Here is a 19,932-nt window from a genome sequence, read left to right on the forward strand (position 1 = left end):
ACGCGCCTTTGAAATGTGCCGAAGCAACCAGGATTACTTGATCTTGGTTTCCTTGAACTCGACGTGCTTGCGCGCGACCGGGTCGTACTTCGTCTTGGTCATCTTTTCCGTCATCGTACGGCTGTTCTTCGTCGTGACGTAGAAGAAGCCGGTGTCGGCCGTCGACAGCAGCTTGATCTTGATGGTGGTAGCCTTGGCCATGGTCGTCCTGCCTTTACAAAAACGAAGCCGTGGACGACCTGTCCGGTTCCACGGCATTGGAACTTCAAATGTGGCGCGAAACTACAAATCGCGCCCGAAAAGTCAAGTCCGTTTTGGCCGGTACACCATGCGCGCCAGGGAAAGCGCCACATAGAGGCCAAAGAAGAACACGATTGCCCATGCAAATCCGTCCAGACCGGCGATATCCATCGCCGCGCCGATCACCTGCGGGCCGGCAACCGTGCCGACCGCATAGCTGAACACGAACGCGGCGTTGGCTGCCGCGAGGTCGGCTCCGGTCAGGCGCGAGCCGAGATGACTGAGTCCCACGGTGTAGAGGCCGGAGACGCAGCCGCCCCAGAAGAGCAGCACGATGGCCATCAGCAGCCAGTTTTCGGACAGAAGCGGCAGGGAGGCCGCACCCAGAAGCCCGACGCAGGCCATGATCGAAAGCAGCCTGCGGCGATCCTTCATATGGTCGGACAGCATGCCGAGCGGAATCTGGAACAGGAAATTGCCGACGCCCATGACCGTCAGCAGCAATGCGGCCTGCGATTCGGTAAAGCCCGTGCGCGTGGCGTAGATCGGAAAGAGCGACAGACCGCCGACTTCCACCGCGCCGAAGACGAAGACGGCGGCCGTGGCGGTCGGCACAAGGAAGACGTAGCGCATGAAATGCAGTTCCGGCTTCTCGTCGATCGTCGGGCTTTCCCGCCGTGCAAACAGGATCGGTACTGCAGCGACCAGAATGATCAGGGCGCCGACGGCGAAAGGCAGGGGGCCGTCGCTGCCCAAAAGCGAGAAGAGGAGCGGGCCGTTTGCGAAGCCGAGCGCGAGGACGGTCGCGTAGATGCCGAGCACCAGACCGCGCCGACGCGGTGGTGCCGCGGCGTTGATCCAGAATTCCGACAGGATGAACAGCATCGTGGTCGCCCCGTGGAAAACGATTCGCAGGGGAAACCAAAGAAGGAAATTCTCGACGTAGTAGAATCCGAGCGAACTTGCGGCAGCCAGGACGATCGCGGCGACCATGATGTTCGAGGTGCCGAAGCGATGGGCAAGCTTGGTGGTGAACGGGGCGCTCAGCATCGCGGCGATGCCCGCCATCGCGGAATTCAGCCCGATCAGCGTGGACGAGATGCCGCGCTTTTCCATGATGATGCTGAGGAGCGGCAGGCCCAGGCCGATCGCGATACCGACCGCGCCGATCGCCGCCATCGCCGCCACGAGCGAGCGCCAGTGGATGCTGTCGACTGGCGCAGGGCTGGACGGCATCGAGCCTGGCTTGGAGCCCGGCTTGGGATCCGTTTGGGGATCTGACATGCGCGCGATATCCTAAAGCGTATCTCGGACGAACCGGCCCCGGCGGTGCATGAAGAGCGCAGCCTGATCCCCGAACGGCAGTGTCGGGTCTCTTTGCAGGGAATTCTTCAGTTCCTCAAGAACCGTGACGGTTATCGCTGGCATCTCGATCTTCAGTTCCTCAAAGATGTCGACCCAATGCAGGTCGAAAAGCTCGGGGCTATCCTGCGCACTGGCAGGATCGACGCCTGCATCGTCGGTAAAAAGGGCAAAAAAGCGGGCGTCGAAGCGGCGCGGCGGTCCAGGGGGCGTTATAGCGCGCGCAAAGAAACGAAGATGTGACAGATCCGGCAGAAAGGGCGTGCCAAGGCGTTCGTCGCTACCTGTGCGCCTTCCGACCACAAGCCCGGCCTCCTCGTGCAGTTCGCGTAGGGCCGCAACGCCAAGGCCCTGCAACGTCGCCTCGCGCATGCGGGCATGTGTTCGGATCGACAGGCGTGCGCTCGTGGCTTCGTGCAGGCAGGAGAGGACGGGCATACGCGAATCACCGCGGTCGCGCCGTCCGCCGGGGAACACGTAGACGTCGGGCATGAAGACGTGCCGGCTACTGCGCCTGCCGACAAGAACGCGAAATCGCCCCTCCGAGCGGTCGATCAGGACGACCGAGGCGGCATCCACCGGCCGGAGCAGGGGAGCGGCGGTCATTCGTTGGCTTCGCGGGAGGGGAGGTCGTCGGCCGGCGTATCGGCATGTCCCCCGAAACCATGCATCCGCAAGGCCCACTGCAGGCCGATCACCCCGCCCTTGACGGGCTGCATCAGGAAGATTGCGCTGATGATTGTCACGGGCACCCAGATGGCCAGATGCATCCACGTGCTGAAGGGAAGCAGGAGATCCGTCGCCATGTAGCCGGCGAGCACGAAATGGCCGACGATGGTGATGACGAGATAGGGAGGCAGGTCGTCGGCACGGTGATGGAGCATCTCTTCGCCGCAGACGGTGCAGGCATCGACAGGCTTGAGGAAGCTCCGGAACAGGCGACCTTCGCCGCAGGCCGGACAGCGGTTCAGCATGCCGCGGCGGATTGCGCGGCCCAGCGGGCGTTCCTCTGCGCGACTTTGGCCGGAGCCCGATGCGGTCTGTCGAAAGGTCGCCTGCATGTTCGTATCCTTGCTGCCCTAGCCTATGCCCGGACTAGCGCCTGCCTCGCGGCGGGCGCGTGCCCGGTTGCCGCCGTGACCCGCTGCGATCGCGGCGGTTGGCCTTGTGGAACGAGCGCACGCCCGTCGGCATCTTGCGCCCTTCGCTCAACATCTCGAAGCGTAGCGCGCCAGCAAGCGGCACCGCCTCCGCCAGCCTGACCACGACCTCGTCGCCGAGACGATAGCCCAATCCGGTCTTCTCGCCGGAAAGCGCCTGATGCGCCTCGTCGTAGATGTAATAATCGCGACCGAGCGTAGATATAGGCACGAAGCCGTCGGCGCCATAGGCGGGAAGAGTGACAAAAAGCCCCGCCTTGGTGACGCCCGACACGCGGCCCTCGAACTCTTCGCCGATCCGGCCGGCAAGATGATGGGCGATCAGGCGGTCGACCGTGTCGCGCTCGGCCGCCATGGCGCGGCGCTCGAAGGTGGAGATTTCGGCAGCGATGTCGTCGAGTGCGGCCTCCTCATCCATGGTAATGCCGCCTTCACCGAGCTTCAGCGAGGCCACGAGCGCGCGATGCACGATCAGGTCCGCATAGCGGCGGATCGGCGAGGTGAAATGGGCGTACTTCAGCAGGTTGAGGCCGAAGTGGCCGATGTTCTCGGGGCTGTAGATCGCCTGGCTCTGCGAGCGCAGCACCATCTCGTTGACCATCTGCTGGAACGGCTTGTCCTCGGCCTTCTTCAGGATACCGTTGAAATGGTTCGAACGCATGTTGCCGCCGCGGACCAGCGAAATATCGAGGGTTGCGAGGAATTCGCGCAGCGTTTCCTGCTTGGCGAGCGACGGCGCGTCATGGACGCGGTAGATCAGCGACTGCTGCCGCTTTTCCAGCGTCTCGGCCGCAGCGACGTTCGCCTGGATCATCATTTCCTCGATCAGCTTGTGTGCGTCGAGGCGAGGGGGCACGACGACGCGGTCCACCGTGCCGTCCTCCTTCAGCAAGATCTTGCGCTCGGGCATGTCGAGCTCGAGCGGCTGGCGCCGGTCGCGGCCCACGGTGAGGATACGATAGGCGTGCCACAGTGGCTTGAGGATGGTCTCGAGAATCGGTCCGGTCTTGTCGTCTAGCGCGCCGTCGATTGCAGCCTGCGCCTGCTGGTAGGAAAGCTTGGCCGCACTCTTCATCATGATGCGATGGAAGGTATGGCCGACCTTTCGACCCTCCTTGGAAAACACCATGCGCACGGCAAGAGCCGGCCGATCGACGCCTTCCTTCAGCGAGCACAGGTCGTTGGAGATCCGTTCGGGCAGCATCGGCACGACGCGGTCGGGGAAGTAGACCGAGTTGCCACGCTTCAGCGCCTCCCGGTCCAGCGCGGAGCCGGGGCGGACGTAGTAGCTGACGTCGGCGATCGCGACCGTGACGATGACGCCGCCGGGATTTTCCGGCGCGCTGTCCGCTTCGGCATAGACGGCGTCGTCGTGGTCCTTGGCGTCGGCCGGGTCGATCGTGATCAGCGGCAGCGCGCGCCAGTCCTCGCGGTGCGCCATCGTCGCCGGGCCGGCGGCCGCGGCTTCCTTCAGCACGCCTTCGGGGAAGATGTAGGGAATGCCGTGCGCATGGATCGCGATCATGGAGATCGCCTTCTCCGAGGCGACCGAGCCGATCACCGCCTTTACCTGCGCACGCGGCAGGCCATAGCGGCCGATGCGCACCACGTCGATCTCGACGAGGTCGCCGTCCTTTGCTCCTGCCATGAAATCGCTGTCGACGGAAAGTTCCTCGCCGCGCTTGTCGATCGGCATGATCCGGCCGCCGCCGTCCGCAGCGGTGCGGAACACGCCCATGCCGGCATTCTTGCGCTTGTCGAGGATCTTGATGACGCGGGCGGTATAGGCCGGCCCGCCGCGGTCCTTGGCCGGGAAGATTTTCGCCAGAACCCGGTCGCCGAGACCCGCGACCGGAGCCTTGCCGGCCGATTTGCCGATGCTCGGCTGGCGGATCGTCACCGCCGGCGCGACGCCAAGGTCGTCAAGCCACTCCGCCGGCCGGCCAATGAGATCGCCCGTGACGTCGCGGGTGGTGATGTCGAGGACGGCGACCGGGGGCAGGGCGCCGGGACGCACGAGCGACTTGCGCCGCTTTTCCAGGAGGCCCTCTTCCTCGAAGCTCTTGAGGATCTGCTTCAGTTCGACCCGCTTTTCACCCTTCAGCCCGAACTCCTTGGAAATTTCGCGCTTGGAGGCCTTGTCCGGGTGGTCGGCGATGAAGCGCAACAGCACCTCGCGCGGCGGTATCTCGCCGTGGATCAGCGGGATCTCGGCGCCCGGCGGCAGGTCGCGGCCCGCGCGGCCGGGCCGTTTGTTCTGCCTCGACCGGTCGCGGGGATCATGCGTCATTCGTCTACCTTCTTGGCGCTTGCCTTCTTGGTCTTCGCTGCGGCTTTCGCCTTGGGGGCGGCCTTTTTCGTCGTCTTGGCCTTGGTGGCTTTTTCGCCGTCCGCCTTGGTCGCGGCGGACTTCGCAGTCTTCGCCTTAGCCTTGGCCTTCGTGCCGCCGCCCTTGCCGGCCTTCTCTGCGATCAGGACCAGGGCTTCTTCGAGCGTTACGGCCTGGGCGTCCTTGCCCTTCGGCAGCGTCGCATTGATCTTGCCCCAGTTGACGTAGGGACCATAGCGGCCATCGCGAACGGTGATAGCGCCGCCGTCCGGATGGTCGCCGAGCGTTTTCAGCGCCGCCGGCGTGCCGCCGCGAGCCCGTCCGCCACCCTTGCTCTGCTTGTCGGCGAGCACGGAGACGGCGCGGTTGAGGCCGATCGAAAACACGTCCTCGATGCTTTCTACGTTGGCATAGGTGCCGTCGTGCAGCACGAACGGCCCGTAGCGGCCAAGCCCGGAGGAGATCATCTTGCCCGTTTCCGGATGTGCGCCGATGTCGCGCGGCAAGGACAAAAGCGCCAGCGCCTTCTCATGGTCGATGCTGTCGGGCGTCCAGCCCTTCGGCAGGCTGGAGCGCTTGGCTTCCTTGCCGTCGCCGCGCTGCACATAGGGGCCGAAGCGGCCCGAACGCAGCGTGATTTCCTCGCCGGTATGCGGATCCTTGCCGAGCGCCTGCGGTTCGTTCGATGCCTGGCCCTCGCCATTGGCGGCCTCCGCACCGAAGGGGCGGGTATAGCGGCAATCCGGATAGTTCGAGCAGCCGATGAAGGCGCCGCTGCCGCGGCCGAGCTTCAGCGACAGCTTGCCGGTGCCGCAGGAGGGGCAGGCGCGCGGGTCACCGCCGTCCTCGCGCTTGGGGAAGGCGAGCGGCGCCAGGATCTCGTTCAGCGCATCCAGTACATTGGTGACGCGCAGTTCTTTCGTGTCGTCGATCTGGGCGATGAAGTCGCGCCAGAAGTCGCGCAGCACGTCCTTCCAGTTGAGCTCGCCGGCCGAGATCTGGTCGAGTTTTTCCTCGAGCGAAGCCGTGAAGTCGTATTCGACGTAGCGGGTGAAGAAGCTCTCGAGGAAGGCCGTCACCAGTCGGCCCTTGGCTTCGGGGATCAGCTTGCGCTTGTCGATGATGATGTATTCGCGGTCCTCGAGCGTCTTCAGCGTCGCGGCGTAGGTGGACGGCCGGCCGATGCCGAGCTCTTCCATCTTCTTGATCAGCGAGGCTTCGGAGTAACGCGGCGGCGGTTCGGTGAAATGCTGGGTCGCGTTGATCTTCTGCTTGGCGAGGTTTTCGCGCGCATTGATCTCCGGCAGCCGGCCATCCTCGTCGCCATCGTCGGACTGCTCGCCGTCCTCCTTCTGGTCGGTATAGGCGGCGATGAAGCCGTCGAAGCGGATGACCGAGCCGGTCGCGCGCAGGCCGGCATGCTTGCCAGCGTTGTCCGCGTCGATCTCGACGGTGGTGCGCTCGATCTCCGCCGACGCCATCTGGCTTGCGATGGCGCGCTTCCAGATCAGGTCGTAGAGCCTGGCCTGGTCGGGATCCAGCGCGCGACGGACATGATCGGGTACGCGGTTGAAGTCGGTCGGGCGGATCGCCTCGTGCGCTTCCTGGGCGTTCTTGGCTTTGGTGGAGTAGAAACGGGCCTTCTCCGGCACATAGCGATCGCCGAACTGGTTGCCGATCGCCCGACGCGCGGCATCGATCGCCTCCGGCGCCATCTGCACGCCGTCGGTACGCATATAGGTGATCAGGCCGACGGTCTCGCCGCCGATATCGATGCCTTCGTAGAGCCGCTGCGCCACCTGCATGGTGCGCGATGCCGAGAAGCCGAGCTTGGAGGAGGCGGCCTGCTGCAGCGTGGACGTGGTGAACGGCGGGGCCGGATTGCGCTTCGTGGGCTTGGCCTCGACGCTTTCCACCCGGTAGCTCGCGCCCTCGAGCAGGTCCTTCAGGCGGTTTGCCTCCTCGCCGTTGCCGACGGAACGAGCCTGCAAGCGTTTCCCGTCGGCAGACACGAGCTTGGCTTCGAATTCGTCGCCGCGCGGCGTCTTCAGCAGGGCGGAGAGGTTCCAGTATTCCTCGGAGACGAAACGCTCGATCTCGGATTCACGATCGCAGACGAGCCTGAGGGCAACCGACTGCACGCGGCCGGCCGAACGCGCGCCCGGCAGCTTGCGCCAGAGCACCGGCGAAAGGTTGAAGCCCACGAGATAATCGAGTGCGCGACGGGCGAGATAGGCATCGACCAGTGCGATGTCGATATCGCGCGGCGCCTTCATCGCATCGAGCACGGCAGCCTTGGTGATGGCGTTGAAGACCACGCGCTTGACCGGCTTGTCGCCGAGCACGCGCTTCCTCTTCAAAAGGTCCAGCACGTGCCAGGAAATCGCTTCGCCTTCGCGATCAGGGTCGGTCGCCAGAATCAGGCCGTCGGAGGATTTCACAGCGTCGGCGATCTCCTTCATCCGCTTCGCCGATGCGCTGTCGACCTCCCAGGACATCTCGAAATCCTGGTCGGGAAGCACCGATCCATCCTTGGCCGGAAGGTCGCGAACGTGTCCGAAAGAGGCAAGGACCTTGTAGCCTGAACCCAGATACTTGTTGATCGTCTTGGCCTTGGCAGGCGATTCCACCACTACAACATTCATCGTCGTTCTCTGTGCCGGGGGCCTTTCCCGGCGGGATAGCCCTTCTGTTCTGCGATACGCGCCGGCGTTGTCGTTGCCCTCGAAATGAACAGGGAAAGCGTTTCGGTCAAGAGGCGACGTCAAAATAACTGGTGCGCGGTGAGTGCAATCTATGGGTGTTGTGGTGTGTATTGCAATTTAAAATAAAGGTTGTATCGTCTTCCGTGAGTAAAGGTTGCGGCGATGACGTGTGGTTGCGCCGCGGTATTCGAGCGGGACGTTGACATGAATACCAAACCAAGGATTCCGGTGCCGCTTACCGGGCGGACGCATGACAATATTGCCTATATCCGCCAGATGCTGGGGGAGCTTCGGGCCGTTGCCAACATCGAGGGGGCGGAAATGCTGCGCTACCTGATCGAGATGGCATATGTCGAAGCCGGCGACATCCAGTCCGGCCTGCGGCCGCTGTCAGTCGGTGGCGATCGAAACCAGGCCGCCGGCATGGCGATGAAGACGACCGGCTAGATCCAGTTCCAGCAGCACGAGATAGACCGTTGCGGCGGCAAGCTCGGTGTGGCGGATGATCTCGTCGATCTCGACCGGCGTCGGCCCAAGGGCTGAGGCGATGCGATCGCGCTCGCTATCGTCAGGGGGCAGGGCCATGGGGTCGCTGTCCACCGCCGGCTCTTCGGCGCGGCTCTGGCTTTGAAATAGGTCCGGCTCGCGAAGCGGCGCGAGGGCTTCCAGCACATCCGACGCATCCGTTGTGACGATGGCGCCGTCCTTGAGCAGCGCGTTGGTGCCGTGCGCGCGCGGGTCAAGCGGCGAACCCGGGACGGCGAAGACGAGGCGGCCGAAATCCGCTGCGTTGCGGGCGGTGATCAGCGAGCCTGAACGGCTCGCCGCCTCGACCACGACCAGTCCGAGGCCGATACCCGCGATCAGTCGGTTGCGGCGCGGAAAGTCGCGGGCACGGGGCTCCCAGCCGAACGGCATTTCGCTGACGGCAAGACCGTTGCCTGAGGTGATCTCGTCGAGCAGGCCGATGTTTTCCGGGGGGTAGGGCTGGTCCAGCCCGCCGGCCATGGCGGCGATCGTGCCCGTTGCGAGGCTGGCACGGTGGGCGGCCGTATCGATGCCGCGGGCCAGCCCGGAGACGACGACATACCCGCTCGCACCCAGATCCCTCGCCAGCATTCCCGCGAACTTCGCGCCGGCGATCGAGGCGTTGCGCGAGCCGACGATGCCGACGGCAACGTCACCGGCGGCGGCCCGGTTGCCCTTCATGGCCAGCAGCGGCGGCGCGCCGTCGATCTTTCTCAGAAAGGGAGGATAGTCGGGCTCGCCGATGCCGACGAAGGCCGCTCCATGGCGGTGCGCAAGTTCCAGCTCCCGCTCGGCATCCGCATGGCTTGCGATGCGGATGGAGCGCACGGCGCCGCCGCGCCTTGAAAGCTCAGGCAGCATTTCGAGCGCTGCCTCGGCCGTTCCGAAGTGGTTGATGAGGTCGCGGAAGGTGACGGGACCGACATTGTCGCTGCGGATCAGCCGCAGCCAGGCGATCTTCTGTCTCTCCGAAAGCGCAATCCCCTGCCTGCCTGCGCCTTCGGACATGTGCCCCCCGTCCTGAACTTGTTTTTAGCCCTTGTCGCCGATCCTGCTTTCGGTACCACGCAGCAGTCGCGAGATGTTTGCGCGGTGCTTGATCCAAGTGATCAGCGTCATGACGGCAAACAGGATCGCAACCTCCTCGTACCCCGTAAACCACAATACAACCGGACACGCCGCTGTTGCAACCAGGGCGGACAGCGAGGAATAGCGCGTAAGATAGGCAACCGACACCCAGATCGCTGCGAAGACGGCGAGCATGAAGGGAACGAGCCCGAGCAGGATGCCGAGATAGGTGGCGACGCCCTTGCCACCCTTGAAACCCAGCCAGACGGGAAAGAGATGCCCCATGAAGGCGGCAAAGCCGGCCGCGATCCCGGCCTCCAGCCCGAAACTGGAAGCGATCGCCGCCGCCGCCGTGCCCTTCAGCGCATCGAGCAGGAGGGTGGCCGCGGCCAGCTTCCTGTTGCCGGTGCGAAGCACGTTGGTAGCGCCGATATTGCCGGAACCGATCTTGCGCACATCGCCGAGGCCGGCCATCCGGGTCAGCAGGAGGCCGAAGGGAATGGAGCCCAGCAGATAGCCGAAGGCGAGGCTCAGAAGCGTCGGCAGCGGTCCCATCTGCCAGGTCAGGATGTCAGGCACTCTACTGTTTCCCCCGAGATTGCCGATCTGTCGTGTCTTGCATCAGGCCGTTCGACTAGCCCCTCATCCGCGCCGCCTACCGCTGCGCCGCATGCACCCTTTTGCCCGCAACATAGGTTTGAACGGCGCGACCCGTAAAGCGGGCATCTTCGAAGGGCGTGTTCTTGGAGCGCGACACGAAGCCGTCCTTGGCCGCGATCCACGGCTCGTCGAGATCGATCAGCACGAGGTCGGCGACGGCGCCGGACCGGAGCGTGCCGGCATCAAGCCCGAAGATCTTCGCCGGCCGCGTCGACATGGCGTCGAAGAGGCGCATCAGCGAAACTTCGCTACTGTGGTGCAGGCGAAGCGCTGCGGCCAGCATCGTCTCCAGCCCGATCGCACCGTCGGCCGCCTCCGCGAAAGGCAGCCGCTTCGTATCGACGTCCTGCGGATCGTGGGAGGAGACGATGATGTCGATAGTGCCGTCGGCCAGCGCCTGTACCATCGCCGTGCGGTCGTCCTCGCCGCGAAGCGGCGGCGACAGCTTGAAGAAGGTGCGGTACTCGCCGATGTCGTTCTCGTTCAGCGTCAGGTGGTTGATCGAGATGCCGCAGGTGGCGTTGGCGCCGCGGGAGCGGGCAACGCGCATGGCGTCCGCCGATTCCGGCACCGAGATCTGTGCTGCGTGATAGGCGGCGCGTGTCAGGGTTGCAAGTCGCAGGTCGCGTTCCAGCGGGATCACCTCCGCCTCGCGCGGCGTGCCCGAAAGGCCGAGCCAGCTTGCCAGCAGCCCCTCGTTCATCACCCCGCCGGCGCCGAGATGCTTGTCGCGGGTCTCAAGAGCGATCACGGCGGAAAATTCGCGCGCATAGGTCATCGCCCGGCGCAGCACCTGCGCGTCGTGCATGGCGTGGCGGCCGTTGGTGAAGGCGACGGCGCCGGCCTCGCGCAGCAGGCCGAATTCCGTCATTTCCGTTCCGGCCAGCCCCTTGGTCAGAGCTGCTGCCGGGTGCACATGGACGAGCGCCTTGTCGCGCGCCGTCTTCAGCACGTATTCGACCAGCGCGATGTCATCGATGACAGGGTCGGTATCGGGCATCATGATGAACGAGGTGATGCCGCCCGCCGCTGCCGCGCGCGATGCAGATTCGATCGTCTCGCGGTGCTCGGCACCGGGCTCGCCGACGAACACGCGGGCATCGACGAGGCCTGGTGCGGCGACGAGGCCGGATCCGTCCACGACCTCCGCGCCGTCGGGCACTCCCTGGTTGCGGGCGCCGCTGCCAGCGGCGGCGATGCGGCCGTCTTCGATGACGATGGTGCCCGTCTCGTCGAGATTCTGCGAGGGATCGATGATGCGGACGTTGTTGATGACGGTCGGCCGGGTCATGCGCGCGGTCCCTGGTTCTGCGAGACGAGAAGGGTTTCCATCACCGCCATGCGGACGGCGACACCCATCTCCACCTGTTGCTCGATCACGCTCTGCGGCCCGTCGGCGATCTCGGACGCGATCTCCACGCCGCGGTTCATCGGCCCGGGGTGCATGACGAGCGCATCCTCCTTGGCGGCCTTCAACTTCTCCGCGTCGAGACCGAAGTAGCGGAAGTACTCGCGCACCGAGGGCACGAAGGCGCCCGACATGCGCTCTCGCTGCAGGCGCAGCATCATCACCACGTCCGCGTCCTTCAGGCCCTCTTCCATCGAGTGGTAGACCTCGGCGCCCATCTGGGCGATGCCGTTGGGAAGCAGGGTCGCCGGCGCCACGACCCGCACCCGCGCGCCCATGGCGTTCAGAAGCAGGATGTTGGAGCGGGCGACGCGCGAATGCAGGACGTCGCCGCAGATCGCGACGATGATGCGCGAAAGCTTGCCCTTGGCGCGACGGATCGTCAGAGCGTCGAGGAGTGCCTGGGTCGGATGCTCGTGCTGTCCGTCGCCGGCGTTGACGACCGCGCACGAGACCTTCTGCGCGAGAAGGGCGGCAGCACCGGCGGAGGAGTGGCGCACCACCAGTACGTCCGGATGCATGGCGTTCAGCGTCATCGCCGTGTCGATCAGCGTTTCGCCTTTCTTCACCGAGGAATTGCCGACCGACATGTTCATCACGTCCGCGCCGAGCCGCTTTCCCGCAAGCTCGAAGGAGGATTGCGTGCGCGTCGATGCCTCAAAGAAGAGATTGATCTGGGTAAGGCCCCGCAGCGTCGAGGTCTTCTTCTCCCGCTGCCGGCTGATGTTGACGGCCGCGTCCGCCTTGTCGAGCAGGTAGGTGATTTCCGGCTCGGTCAATCCCTTGATGCCGAGCAGGTGGCGATGCGGAAAGGAATCCATGAGGTCGCCTCGTCTGTCTTGAATACGCGGGGTCTATAGAGGCTCCGCCGCCATGCGGCAAGGCGGCGCGGGCCGCCACCCTGCCTTCGGCCTTCTTTTCCTGCATTCTTTGGGGGTATGGCCCCTGTGCCCCCGTTTCGCGACAGGCGCAGTTAGGCTAGAACCCGGACATGACTCAGATGACCCGGACCGAACAGACCCTAGCAGACCTGAACCAGCCGAAGCTGTGGACGGGCATCAATGCCTATCGGTCCGATCCCCTTCTGGTGGACGGAACCGCCAGCCTGCCGAAGCCGCTGCGTGACGAGTTCGACGCGATCGGCCGCCAGGTGACATCCGCCGAGGCGCAGGAACTGGCGCGCATGGCCAACGAGTCGCCGCCGCAATTGCGCACCCATGGACCGCGCGGCGAACGGCTGGATGTGGTGGATTTCCACCCTGCCTGGCACGCGCTGATGCGCCGCTCCATGGCCAGCGGCCTGCACTCTTCTATCTGGGAGAACCTGCCGGACGAACGGGGCAGGGCGCACAAGGCGCGCGCCGTCCGGTTCTTCCTGACCGCGCAGCTCGAAAGCGGGCACCTCTGCCCCCTGACCATGACGAGCGCGTCGGTGGCGGCGATCTCCGCCTCACCGGTGGTGCAGCGCGAGTGGGCCGGCCGCATCCTGTCGCGCAAGTACGACAGTACCAACCGCCCCGCCATGCAGAAGGCTGCCGTCACCATCGGCATGGGCATGACGGAAAAACAGGGCGGCACCGATGTGCGGGCCAATACAACCACCGCCGAGCGCGTGGGCGAGGGAATCTACCGCCTGAGCGGCCACAAGTGGTTCATGTCGGCACCGATGAGCGATGCCTTCGTCATGCTGGCGCAGACCCGCGACGGCGTCGGCTGCTTCCTGGTGCCGCGGCTTCTGGAGGATGGCACCGCGAACGGCCTGCGCTTCCAGCGCCTTAAGGACAAGATCGGCAACCGTTCGAACGCGTCTTCCGAGGTGGAATTCAACGATACGTTCGGCTTCCTGCTGGGTCCGCCGGACGCCGGTATCCGCACGATCCTGGACATGGTGACGCTGACGCGGCTCGATTGCGCGCTCGCCTCCAGCGGCATCATGCGCGCATCGCTTGCCGAGGCCGTCCACCATACGCGTGGCCGCAAGGTCTTCGGCAAGAACCTCGTCGACCAGCCGATCATGACGCGCGTTCTGGCCGACATGGCGCTCGACGTGGCGGCGGCGACGGCGCTGTCGCTGCGGCTTGCCGAAGCCTTCGACCGGGCGCCGGTCAGCGCCGACGACGCGGCTTATGCACGCGTCATGACGCCTGTGACGAAATACTGGTGCTGCAAGATCGCACCCGCCCTAATCTATGAGGCCATGGAGTGCATCGGCGGCAGTGGCTATGTCGAGGAGCGTCCGATCGCCCGGCATTACCGCGAGGCGCCTGTCAATGCGATCTGGGAAGGATCGGGCAACGTGATGGCGCTGGACGTGCTGCGCGTGCTGGCGCGTGGCAAGGACCTGTTCGAATCCGTCTTCGCCGGAATCGCCCGCGATCTCGGTCCCTCCGGCCGCAAGACGGTCGAAGTTCTGCGCGCGGCAACTTCGCTTTGCGAGCGGGACGAGGGGGCGGCGCGGATGCTGGTCGAGCAACTCGCACTTTCCGCCGCTGCTGCCGAACTCAACCGCATCGGTGCGGGTCGCATCGCCGACGCATTTCTCGAAACGCGTCTGGCAGCCGGCTGGCGTTCGACCTACGGCATGCTCGATTCCCGCTTCGATTCGGCCTACATCGTCGATCTGCTCTATCCGGCCGCATAGGCCGTCAGCGTCAGCACCAGCGGAATGGTGAGGAACGACAGCGCCGTCTGCAGCGTGGCAACGCAGGCGTAGAGCGGCGCGTCGCCGCCCATCTGCTTGGCCAGAAGATACCCGTTCATCGCCGTCGGCACGCTGGCGCCGAGCGCGACCACGAGCAAGGCCTCGCCTTCGATGCCGAGCAGCCATGCCGTTCCGACCATGATGAACGGCATCACGAACAGCTTGAGCACGACCGAAATCAGTGCGATCGCGCCGGGGCGCAGCGCATCGGCGACGCGCAGACCGGCGCCCACCATGATCAGGCCGAGGCTGAGGGAGGCTTCGGCGACGAGGTCGATCGTCTCCATCAGCGGGGCGTAGATATGGATGCCGTACAGGTTGAAGATCGTGCCGAGCGCGGACGCGAGGATCAGGGGATTGCTGATCACCTTGAAGAGGAAGTTCCGGACGTCGCGCGCGCCGCCGCCGAACCAGATCAGGATGGCGATATTATAGAAATTGATCGGGATGATGATGAGCGTCATGATCAGCGCCAGCATTCCGATGCCGCCCTGGCCGTAGAGCTTGCCGGCAGTCGCGAGCGCCATGAAACCGTTCCAGCGCGTTGATGTCTGGAACACGGTGCTGAAGGATGCTGCCGGTACGCCGGCCTTGCGGAAAAGCGGCCAGGAGAGCAGCAGGCCGGCCGACATCAGCGTGACCGAGCCTATGGAGGCAATCGCGAGCGCTCCTGCTTCCATCCCGCCGAAATCGGCTTGCGCGAGTGTCGAAAACAAAAGCGCGGGAAAGAGAACGTAGAAGCCCAGCTGCTCAAGTCCCAGCCACAGGCCGTCATCGATCTTCCGCCATCGCTTCAGCAGCGTTCCGAGCACGACGAGCAGGAAGACGGGCAGGGTGCTTTCGAAGACGACGAGCATGGCGAGACCAGTGTGTGGGACTTTGCGTCCTCATTTCATGGGAGGGAACAAACGGCAATGCCGGAGATTTAATTCGGGCGAAGGTGCTGATGGCGCTCGCTGCCGAACGGAGCAGGAGCGGCCGCAGTGTGGAAATTAACCTTAACGGCGACTTTGCGTTGCGCGCCCGCGGTGATGGGTAGAATGTCGGATTATTAACGCTTCATTAACCATCAGGAACGGCGCCATGCCGAAAGCGGTTCTGATCTCGGCCATGACGGCCTTCTTCACAGCACTTGCACTCGACATCGCGGTGCCGGCAATCGTCTTGCTCGGCCTGTTCGCCATTCGCGAAATCGGGCTGGAATTCGGTGATGCCTTCCTGGGCGAGGGGAGAACCGCATGAAGTGGTTCCTGATTCTCTGGGCACTTCCGATCGCGCTGCTCGGCAGCTGGTTCGGGCTTTCCTACTACGACATGAATTTCGGCATCTTCATGCTGACGCGCAACGCGCATGATCTGGTCTTTCGCGTCTACGGCCACGTCCTCGGCATGCCTCCCGAGACCATCCCGCCGCTGGTTGCACGCGCAATCGCCGTCGACAGCCTGTTCGTCTTTGCCATCATCGCGTTTCGCAAGCGCCGGCAGATAGGCGCCTGGTGGCAGCGTCGCCACGGAGCGGAGGAGGCTGCGAAGGCTCAGGCTCTGCCGAGCGCCGAAAGCCTGTCCAGTGCTCCCTGAAGAATGAACGAGGCGGCGGCCGAATCGATCCGCTCCGCCCGCTTCTTGCGCGAAACGTCCATTTCGATCAGGGTGCGCTCTGCGGCGACGGTCGAGAGCCGTTCGTCCCAGTAGACGAAGGGAATATCCGTCCGTTCGCCCATGGAGCGTACGAAGGCGCGCGTCGCCTGGACGCGCGGACCGGCGCTGCCATCCATGTTCATCGGCAGCCCGATGACGAAGGCCGCGATCTTTTCCTTTTCGGCGAAGGCCAGCAGCGTTTCCGCGTCGATGCCGAATTTCACCCGCTTCAGCACCGGCCGCGGCGTTGCGAGCCTGCGGCCGAGGTCGGACACCGACAATCCGATCGTCTTGGTGCCGAGGTCCAGGCCGGCGACCGGCTGGCCGGGTTCGAGAACTTCCGCCAGTTCTTCGAGCGTCAGCGTTGCCATGGGGGGACTCTCCTGGAAATGTTTAGCGCTTGCGCACGAATTCCGTGCGCAGCACGAGGCCCTTGATGGCGTCATGCCGGCAATCGATCTCTTCCGGATTGTCGGTGAGGCGGATCGATCTGATCACCGTGCCCTGCTTCAGCGTCTGCCCCGCGCCTTTTACCTTCAGGTCCTTGATGAGTACGACCGAATCGCCGTCTGCCAGATCATTGCCGGCCGCATCGCGCGCTCGAGGCCGGCTGGCGGCCACGGCCGCGGCGACTTCGGAGGCCGGGCGCCAGTCGCCGGTCGCTTCGTCGTACACGTACTCGTCATCGTCGTGGGCCATTCTTGTCTCCGTTGCGAAGGCTGGATATTCGTCCGGTCAGGCCGTTCTCGCGTGCCGGTTGCCGGAATTTCCCGTTGGCGGCATAACCATCGCCACGCCGTTCGCCGGCGCGGAACGGGCATCCAGGCAACCGAGCCGCTATTTTGCGAGCACTGCTCTATGTCATAAGATGACTGAAGTCCAATAGGAGAATACCATGAAGATCACATGGCTCGGCCATTCGGCCTTCCATATCGAAACGGCCAAGGCGAAGATTCTGATCGACCCGTTCTTCACCGGCAACCCCGCTTTCGACGAGACGAAGCGAAAGGAAGCGACGGCGGGTCTCACGCACGTGCTGCTCACGCACGGCCACGGCGATCATGTCGGCGACACGGTCGCAATCGCCAGGGAGACGGGCGCCACCGTGCTCGCCAATGCGGATCTCGCAGCATGGCTGGGTTCCAAGGGCGTGAAAAAGCTTGAGATGGGCAATACCGGCGGCACGATCCATTTCGACGGCTTTTCCACCACCTTCGTCAACGCGCTGCACTCGTCCGCGCAGATCACCGAGGACGGTGTCTCGCATTCGCTGGGCAACGCCAACGGCCTGGTCCTGCATTTCGAGGACGAGCCGGCGCTCTATCACATGGGCGACACCGACATCTTCGGCGACATGGCGCTGATCCACGAACTGCACCAGCCGGAGATCGGCCTGGTTCCGATCGGCGACCGGTTCACGATGGGCGGCGCGGTGGCAGCTCTTGCCTGCCAGCGCTTCTTCAAGTTCGGGACCGTCATTCCCTGCCACTACGGCTCCTTCCCGATCATCGACCAGACGCCCGATACCTTCGTCGCCGCGATGGATGGCACGAAGGCAAGGATCGAAGTGCCGAAGGTCGGCGACATCGTTTCGCGGTAAGGCCTGCCTTTCCCGACGCGGCCGCTTCTTCCTTCTCCCCGTCTGCGGGGAGACGGTGCCGGCAGGCGGATGAACGGCAATGACGTGCACTCATCCCATGGCTCCTGACAAGGTTTCATGCCGTCTTGCCGATGGCGTGGCACATTCCCCCGTTGCGCAGCCGGGGCTTGGTCATTATAGCGGGTAGGAAATTTCCGACCGGAGAATGCCGATGTCTGTCGATCTTGCCACCGTCAAGCGGGTGGCCCACCTTGCCCGTATCGCGGTCAGCGAAGAAGAAGCCCAGCGGATGATGGGGGAGCTGAACGGCATCCTCGGTTTCGTCGAGCAACTGGGCGAAGTCGACGTCTCGGGCGTCGAGCCCATGACCTCGGTCATGCCGATGGCCATGAAGGAGCGCGACGACGTCGTGACCGACGGCAGCAAGGCTGACGACGTGGTGGCCAACGCGCCGGTTTCCGATCGCAACTTCTTCCTCGTGCCGAAGGTCGTGGAGTAAGCCCTTGGCCGTGACGATCGCCGTCGAAAGCCCGCTTCAGGACGAGGTGCGCGCGCTGGTAGCGGAACTGAACGAGGTTCTGCTGGCGCTGTCGCCGCCGGAGGCGTGCTATCACCTGACGGTGGAGCAGATGGCCGAACCGGGCGTTACCGTCTGGATCGCCCGCGACGGGGACGGCAGCGCGATCGGTTGCGGCGCCCTGAAGCGTCATTCGCAGCAGGTAGGCGAGGTGAAGCGCATGTTCACCCGGCCGCAATGGCAGGGCAGGGGCATCGGGCGCGATATTCTGGCAAGGATCATCGACGCCGCGCAGGATGACGGTATCTCCGAGCTCGTGCTCGAGACCGGCGACCAGCATCCCGCCGCCTGGGCGATCTATGAGAAGGCCGGCTTCAACCGCTGCGGTCCGGTGCTCGACTACCCGGAAAGCCCCTATTCGATATTCTACCAGAAGCAGCTTGGACGTGCCTCCAGCGCTGCGTGACCCGAAAAAGATAGAGCCATGACCGATCTGACCCGCCTGACCATTGCCGAAGCCCGCGAGAAGCTTGGCGCCAAGGAGATCACCGCCGTCGAGCTGACGGATGCCTATCTGTCCGCGATCGACGCCGCCAACGGTGCGCTCAATGCCTATGTCACGGTGACGCCGGACAAGGCGCGCGAGATGGCGAAGGCATCCGACGCGCGGATTGCCGAAGGCAAGGCCGGCGCGCTGGAAGGCATCCCGCTCGGCATCAAGGACCTTTTCGGCACCCGTGACGTCCACACCCAGGCCTGCAGCCACATCCTCGACGGCTTCAAGCCGAAGTATGAGTCGACCGTCACTCAGAACCTCTGGAACGACGGCGCCGTCATGCTCGGCAAGCTGAACATGGACGAATTCGCCATGGGCTCCTCCAACGAGACCTCCTATTACGGTCCGGTCAAGAACCCTTGGCGCGCCGAGGGCTCCAACCTCGATCTCGTTCCGGGCGGCTCCTCGGGCGGCTCGGCTGCCGCCGTCGCAGCCTTCCTGTGCGCCGGCGCCACCGCCACCGACACCGGCGGCTCGATCCGCCAGCCGGCGGCGTTTACCGGCACCGTCGGCATCAAGCCGACATACGGGCGCTGCTCGCGCTGGGGCGTGGTTGCCTTTGCCTCCTCCCTCGACCAGGCCGGCCCGATCGCCCGCGACGTGCGTGACGCCGCGATCCTGCTGAAGTCGATGGCATCGGTCGACGCCAAGGACACGACTTCCGTCGATCTGCCGGTGCCGGACTACGAGAAGGCAGTCGGCCAGTCGATCAAGGGCATGAAGATCGGCATTCCGCGCGAATACCGCGTCGACGGCATGCCGGAAGAAATCGAGGCGCTCTGGCAGCAGGGCATTGCTTGGCTGAAGGAAGCCGGTGCCGAGATCGTCGACATCAGCCTGCCGCACACGAAGTACGCGCTGCCGGCCTATTACATCGTGGCGCCTGCCGAAGCCTCCTCGAATCTTGCCCGTTACGACGGCGTGCGCTACGGCCTGCGCGTCGACGGCAAGGACATCGTCGACATGTACGAGAAGACGCGTGCGGCCGGCTTCGGCAAGGAGGTCAAGCGCCGCATCATGATCGGCACCTACGTGCTCTCGGCCGGCTACTACGACGCCTACTACCTGCAGGCGCAGAAGGTCCGCACGTTGATCAAGCGCGACTTCGAACTGGCCTTCGACGCCGGCGTCGACGCGATCCTGACGCCTGCGACCCCGTCCTCGGCCTTCGGCATCGCCGACGAGGACCTCGCCGCCGATCCGGTCAAGATGTATCTGAACGACATCTTCACGGTGACGGTGAACATGGCCGGCCTGCCGGGTATCGCCGTTCCCGCCGGGCTCGACCACAAGGGCCTGCCGCTCGGCCTGCAGCTCATCGGCAAGCCCTTCGAAGAGGAAACGCTGTTCAAGACCGCGCACGTCATCGAGAAGGCTGCCGGCCGTTTCTCGCCGCAGAAGTGGTGGTAAGTACTCGCCAAGCGGCGATTCGGATGGTTTGATCCGGCCCGGGGAAAAGGG

Annotated in this window: 21 protein-coding genes; 8 read left to right on the top strand and 13 right to left on the bottom strand. The window is 64.6% G+C overall.

The features are described from left to right. Positions 1–33: 33 nt before the first annotated feature. The 6 genes from rpmG to topA all read right to left on the bottom strand — a co-directional run bounded on the left by rpmG (position 34) and on the right by topA (position 7,736). Positions 34–201, bottom strand: a complete 168-nt coding sequence (rpmG, locus tag HV823_RS04715) for a 50S ribosomal protein L33 (protein WP_097138867.1) — start codon at positions 199–201, stop codon at positions 34–36. Positions 202–303: 102 nt separating this feature from the next. Next, positions 304–1,476 carry an MFS transporter gene (locus tag HV823_RS04720; protein WP_176948690.1) on the bottom strand — a complete coding sequence of 391 codons (1,173 nt, stop codon included), beginning with the start codon at positions 1,474–1,476 and terminating at the stop codon, positions 304–306. A gap of 60 nt (positions 1,477–1,536) precedes the next feature. Then, a complete protein-coding gene (locus HV823_RS04725) occupies positions 1,537–2,208 on the bottom strand; it encodes an NUDIX hydrolase (protein ID WP_176948566.1) in 672 nt (223 codons plus the stop codon). Then, positions 2,205–2,663 (bottom strand): DUF983 domain-containing protein, encoded by a 459-nt coding sequence (locus HV823_RS04730; protein WP_176948567.1) that lies wholly within the window; start codon positions 2,661–2,663, stop codon positions 2,205–2,207. Before HV823_RS04730 ends, HV823_RS04725 begins: the two co-directional genes overlap by 4 nt. A 34-nt stretch (positions 2,664–2,697) precedes the next feature. Next, positions 2,698–5,052 (bottom strand): ribonuclease R, encoded by a 2,355-nt coding sequence (gene rnr, locus HV823_RS04735; protein WP_176948568.1) that lies wholly within the window; start codon positions 5,050–5,052, stop codon positions 2,698–2,700. Continuing rightward, positions 5,049–7,736 (bottom strand): type I DNA topoisomerase, encoded by a 2,688-nt coding sequence (topA, locus tag HV823_RS04740; RefSeq protein WP_176948569.1) that lies wholly within the window; start codon positions 7,734–7,736, stop codon positions 5,049–5,051. Before topA ends, rnr begins: the two co-directional genes overlap by 4 nt. Positions 7,737–8,000: 264 nt before the next feature. On the opposite strand from topA, the gene HV823_RS04745 reads away from it, so the two are divergent. Beyond that, positions 8,001–8,243, top strand: a complete 243-nt coding sequence (locus tag HV823_RS04745; protein ID WP_176948570.1) for a hypothetical protein — start codon at positions 8,001–8,003, stop codon at positions 8,241–8,243. On the opposite strand, the gene dprA is transcribed toward HV823_RS04745, so the two are convergent. The 4 genes from dprA to HV823_RS04765 form a co-directional block, all read right to left on the bottom strand. After that, positions 8,187–9,332, bottom strand: a complete 1,146-nt coding sequence (gene dprA, locus HV823_RS04750) for a DNA-processing protein DprA (RefSeq protein WP_176948571.1) — start codon at positions 9,330–9,332, stop codon at positions 8,187–8,189. The two genes, HV823_RS04745 and dprA, sit on opposite strands and share 57 nt — an antisense overlap. Positions 9,333–9,356: 24 nt before the next feature. Next, a complete protein-coding gene (gene plsY, locus HV823_RS04755; protein WP_176948691.1) occupies positions 9,357–9,947 on the bottom strand; it encodes a glycerol-3-phosphate 1-O-acyltransferase PlsY in 591 nt (196 codons plus the stop codon). 100 nt (positions 9,948–10,047) lie between these two features. After that, the gene (locus tag HV823_RS04760) at positions 10,048–11,343 is read right to left on the bottom strand and encodes a dihydroorotase (protein WP_176948572.1); all 1,296 of its coding nucleotides are present in this window, start codon (positions 11,341–11,343) and stop codon (positions 10,048–10,050) included. Continuing rightward, positions 11,340–12,281, bottom strand: coding sequence for an aspartate carbamoyltransferase catalytic subunit (locus tag HV823_RS04765; protein WP_176948573.1), 942 nt, complete (start codon positions 12,279–12,281; stop codon positions 11,340–11,342). Before HV823_RS04765 ends, HV823_RS04760 begins: the two co-directional genes overlap by 4 nt. A gap of 170 nt (positions 12,282–12,451) precedes the next feature. Between HV823_RS04765 and HV823_RS04770 the strand changes: the two genes are divergently transcribed. After that, complete coding sequence (locus tag HV823_RS04770; protein WP_176948574.1) at positions 12,452–14,101, top strand: acyl-CoA dehydrogenase family protein; 1,650 nt, start codon at positions 12,452–12,454, stop codon at positions 14,099–14,101. Here HV823_RS04770 and HV823_RS04775 read toward each other — a convergent pair. Further along, complete coding sequence (locus tag HV823_RS04775) at positions 14,086–15,018, bottom strand: AEC family transporter (protein ID WP_176948575.1); 933 nt, start codon at positions 15,016–15,018, stop codon at positions 14,086–14,088. The two genes, HV823_RS04770 and HV823_RS04775, sit on opposite strands and share 16 nt — an antisense overlap. A gap of 226 nt (positions 15,019–15,244) precedes the next feature. Between HV823_RS04775 and HV823_RS04780 the strand changes: the two genes are divergently transcribed. Together HV823_RS04780 and HV823_RS04785 are read left to right on the top strand one after the other, a co-directional pair. After that, entirely contained in the window at positions 15,245–15,403 is a 159-nt protein-coding gene (locus tag HV823_RS04780; protein ID WP_176948576.1) for a hypothetical protein, read from the top strand. Beyond that, complete coding sequence (locus tag HV823_RS04785; protein WP_176948577.1) at positions 15,400–15,738, top strand: DUF6105 family protein; 339 nt, start codon at positions 15,400–15,402, stop codon at positions 15,736–15,738. Before HV823_RS04780 ends, HV823_RS04785 begins: the two co-directional genes overlap by 4 nt. Here the strand turns inward: HV823_RS04785 and ruvX are convergent. Further along, positions 15,696–16,169: a Holliday junction resolvase RuvX gene (ruvX, locus tag HV823_RS04790; RefSeq protein ID WP_176948578.1), complete on the bottom strand. Its 474-nt coding sequence runs from the start codon at positions 16,167–16,169 to the stop codon at positions 15,696–15,698. The two genes, HV823_RS04785 and ruvX, sit on opposite strands and share 43 nt — an antisense overlap. A 22-nt stretch (positions 16,170–16,191) precedes the next feature. Then, entirely contained in the window at positions 16,192–16,497 is a 306-nt protein-coding gene (locus tag HV823_RS04795; RefSeq protein ID WP_176948579.1) for an alkylphosphonate utilization protein, read from the bottom strand. 196 nt (positions 16,498–16,693) lie between these two features. Here HV823_RS04795 and HV823_RS04800 point away from each other — a divergent pair, with 196 nt between their 5' ends. The 4 genes from HV823_RS04800 (at position 16,694) to gatA (ending at position 19,881) form a co-directional block, all read left to right on the top strand. Continuing rightward, complete coding sequence (locus HV823_RS04800) at positions 16,694–17,398, top strand: metal-dependent hydrolase (RefSeq protein ID WP_176948580.1); 705 nt, start codon at positions 16,694–16,696, stop codon at positions 17,396–17,398. Between the two features lie 211 nt (positions 17,399–17,609). Continuing rightward, entirely contained in the window at positions 17,610–17,897 is a 288-nt protein-coding gene (gatC, locus tag HV823_RS04805; RefSeq protein ID WP_097138835.1) for an Asp-tRNA(Asn)/Glu-tRNA(Gln) amidotransferase subunit GatC, read from the top strand. Positions 17,898–17,901: 4 nt separating this feature from the next. Next, positions 17,902–18,381 (top strand): GNAT family N-acetyltransferase, encoded by a 480-nt coding sequence (locus tag HV823_RS04810; protein WP_176948581.1) that lies wholly within the window; start codon positions 17,902–17,904, stop codon positions 18,379–18,381. Between the two features lie 18 nt (positions 18,382–18,399). Then, positions 18,400–19,881: an Asp-tRNA(Asn)/Glu-tRNA(Gln) amidotransferase subunit GatA gene (gene gatA, locus HV823_RS04815; protein ID WP_176948582.1), complete on the top strand. Its 1,482-nt coding sequence runs from the start codon at positions 18,400–18,402 to the stop codon at positions 19,879–19,881. Positions 19,882–19,932 lie beyond the last annotated feature (51 nt).

It is taken from the genome of Mycoplana rhizolycopersici, assembly GCF_013378445.1.
Taxonomy (GTDB): Bacteria; Pseudomonadota; Alphaproteobacteria; order Rhizobiales; family Rhizobiaceae; genus Mycoplana; species Mycoplana rhizolycopersici.

Excerpts from the sequence above, each read along its gene's own strand:
- HV823_RS04720 (WP_176948690.1), bottom strand. The coding sequence starts at position 1,476 with ATGCCGTCCAGCCCTGCGCCAGTCGACAGCATCCACTGGCGCTCGCTC.
- ruvX (WP_176948578.1), bottom strand. The coding sequence starts at position 16,169 with ATGGCAACGCTGACGCTCGAAGAACTGGCGGAAGTTCTCGAACCCGGC.
- HV823_RS04765 (WP_176948573.1), bottom strand. The coding sequence starts at position 12,281 with ATGGATTCCTTTCCGCATCGCCACCTGCTCGGCATCAAGGGATTGACC.
- rnr (WP_176948568.1), bottom strand. The coding sequence starts at position 5,052 with ATGACGCATGATCCCCGCGACCGGTCGAGGCAGAACAAACGGCCCGGC.
- HV823_RS04785 (WP_176948577.1), top strand. The coding sequence starts at position 15,400 with ATGAAGTGGTTCCTGATTCTCTGGGCACTTCCGATCGCGCTGCTCGGC.
- HV823_RS04760 (WP_176948572.1), bottom strand. The coding sequence starts at position 11,343 with ATGACCCGGCCGACCGTCATCAACAACGTCCGCATCATCGATCCCTCG.
- HV823_RS04800 (WP_176948580.1), top strand. The coding sequence starts at position 16,694 with ATGAAGATCACATGGCTCGGCCATTCGGCCTTCCATATCGAAACGGCC.
- HV823_RS04725 (WP_176948566.1), bottom strand. The coding sequence starts at position 2,208 with ATGACCGCCGCTCCCCTGCTCCGGCCGGTGGATGCCGCCTCGGTCGTC.
- plsY (WP_176948691.1), bottom strand. The coding sequence starts at position 9,947 with ATGGGACCGCTGCCGACGCTTCTGAGCCTCGCCTTCGGCTATCTGCTG.
- topA (WP_176948569.1), bottom strand. The coding sequence starts at position 7,736 with ATGAATGTTGTAGTGGTGGAATCGCCTGCCAAGGCCAAGACGATCAAC.
- gatA (WP_176948582.1), top strand. The coding sequence starts at position 18,400 with ATGACCGATCTGACCCGCCTGACCATTGCCGAAGCCCGCGAGAAGCTT.
- HV823_RS04795 (WP_176948579.1), bottom strand. The coding sequence starts at position 16,497 with ATGGCCCACGACGATGACGAGTACGTGTACGACGAAGCGACCGGCGAC.
- HV823_RS04730 (WP_176948567.1), bottom strand. The coding sequence starts at position 2,663 with ATGCAGGCGACCTTTCGACAGACCGCATCGGGCTCCGGCCAAAGTCGC.
- HV823_RS04770 (WP_176948574.1), top strand. The coding sequence starts at position 12,452 with ATGACTCAGATGACCCGGACCGAACAGACCCTAGCAGACCTGAACCAG.
- dprA (WP_176948571.1), bottom strand. The coding sequence starts at position 9,332 with ATGTCCGAAGGCGCAGGCAGGCAGGGGATTGCGCTTTCGGAGAGACAG.
- rpmG (WP_097138867.1), bottom strand. The coding sequence starts at position 201 with ATGGCCAAGGCTACCACCATCAAGATCAAGCTGCTGTCGACGGCCGAC.
- HV823_RS04775 (WP_176948575.1), bottom strand. The coding sequence starts at position 15,018 with ATGCTCGTCGTCTTCGAAAGCACCCTGCCCGTCTTCCTGCTCGTCGTG.
- gatC (WP_097138835.1), top strand. The coding sequence starts at position 17,610 with ATGTCTGTCGATCTTGCCACCGTCAAGCGGGTGGCCCACCTTGCCCGT.
- HV823_RS04780 (WP_176948576.1), top strand. The coding sequence starts at position 15,245 with ATGCCGAAAGCGGTTCTGATCTCGGCCATGACGGCCTTCTTCACAGCA.
- HV823_RS04745 (WP_176948570.1), top strand. The coding sequence starts at position 8,001 with ATGAATACCAAACCAAGGATTCCGGTGCCGCTTACCGGGCGGACGCAT.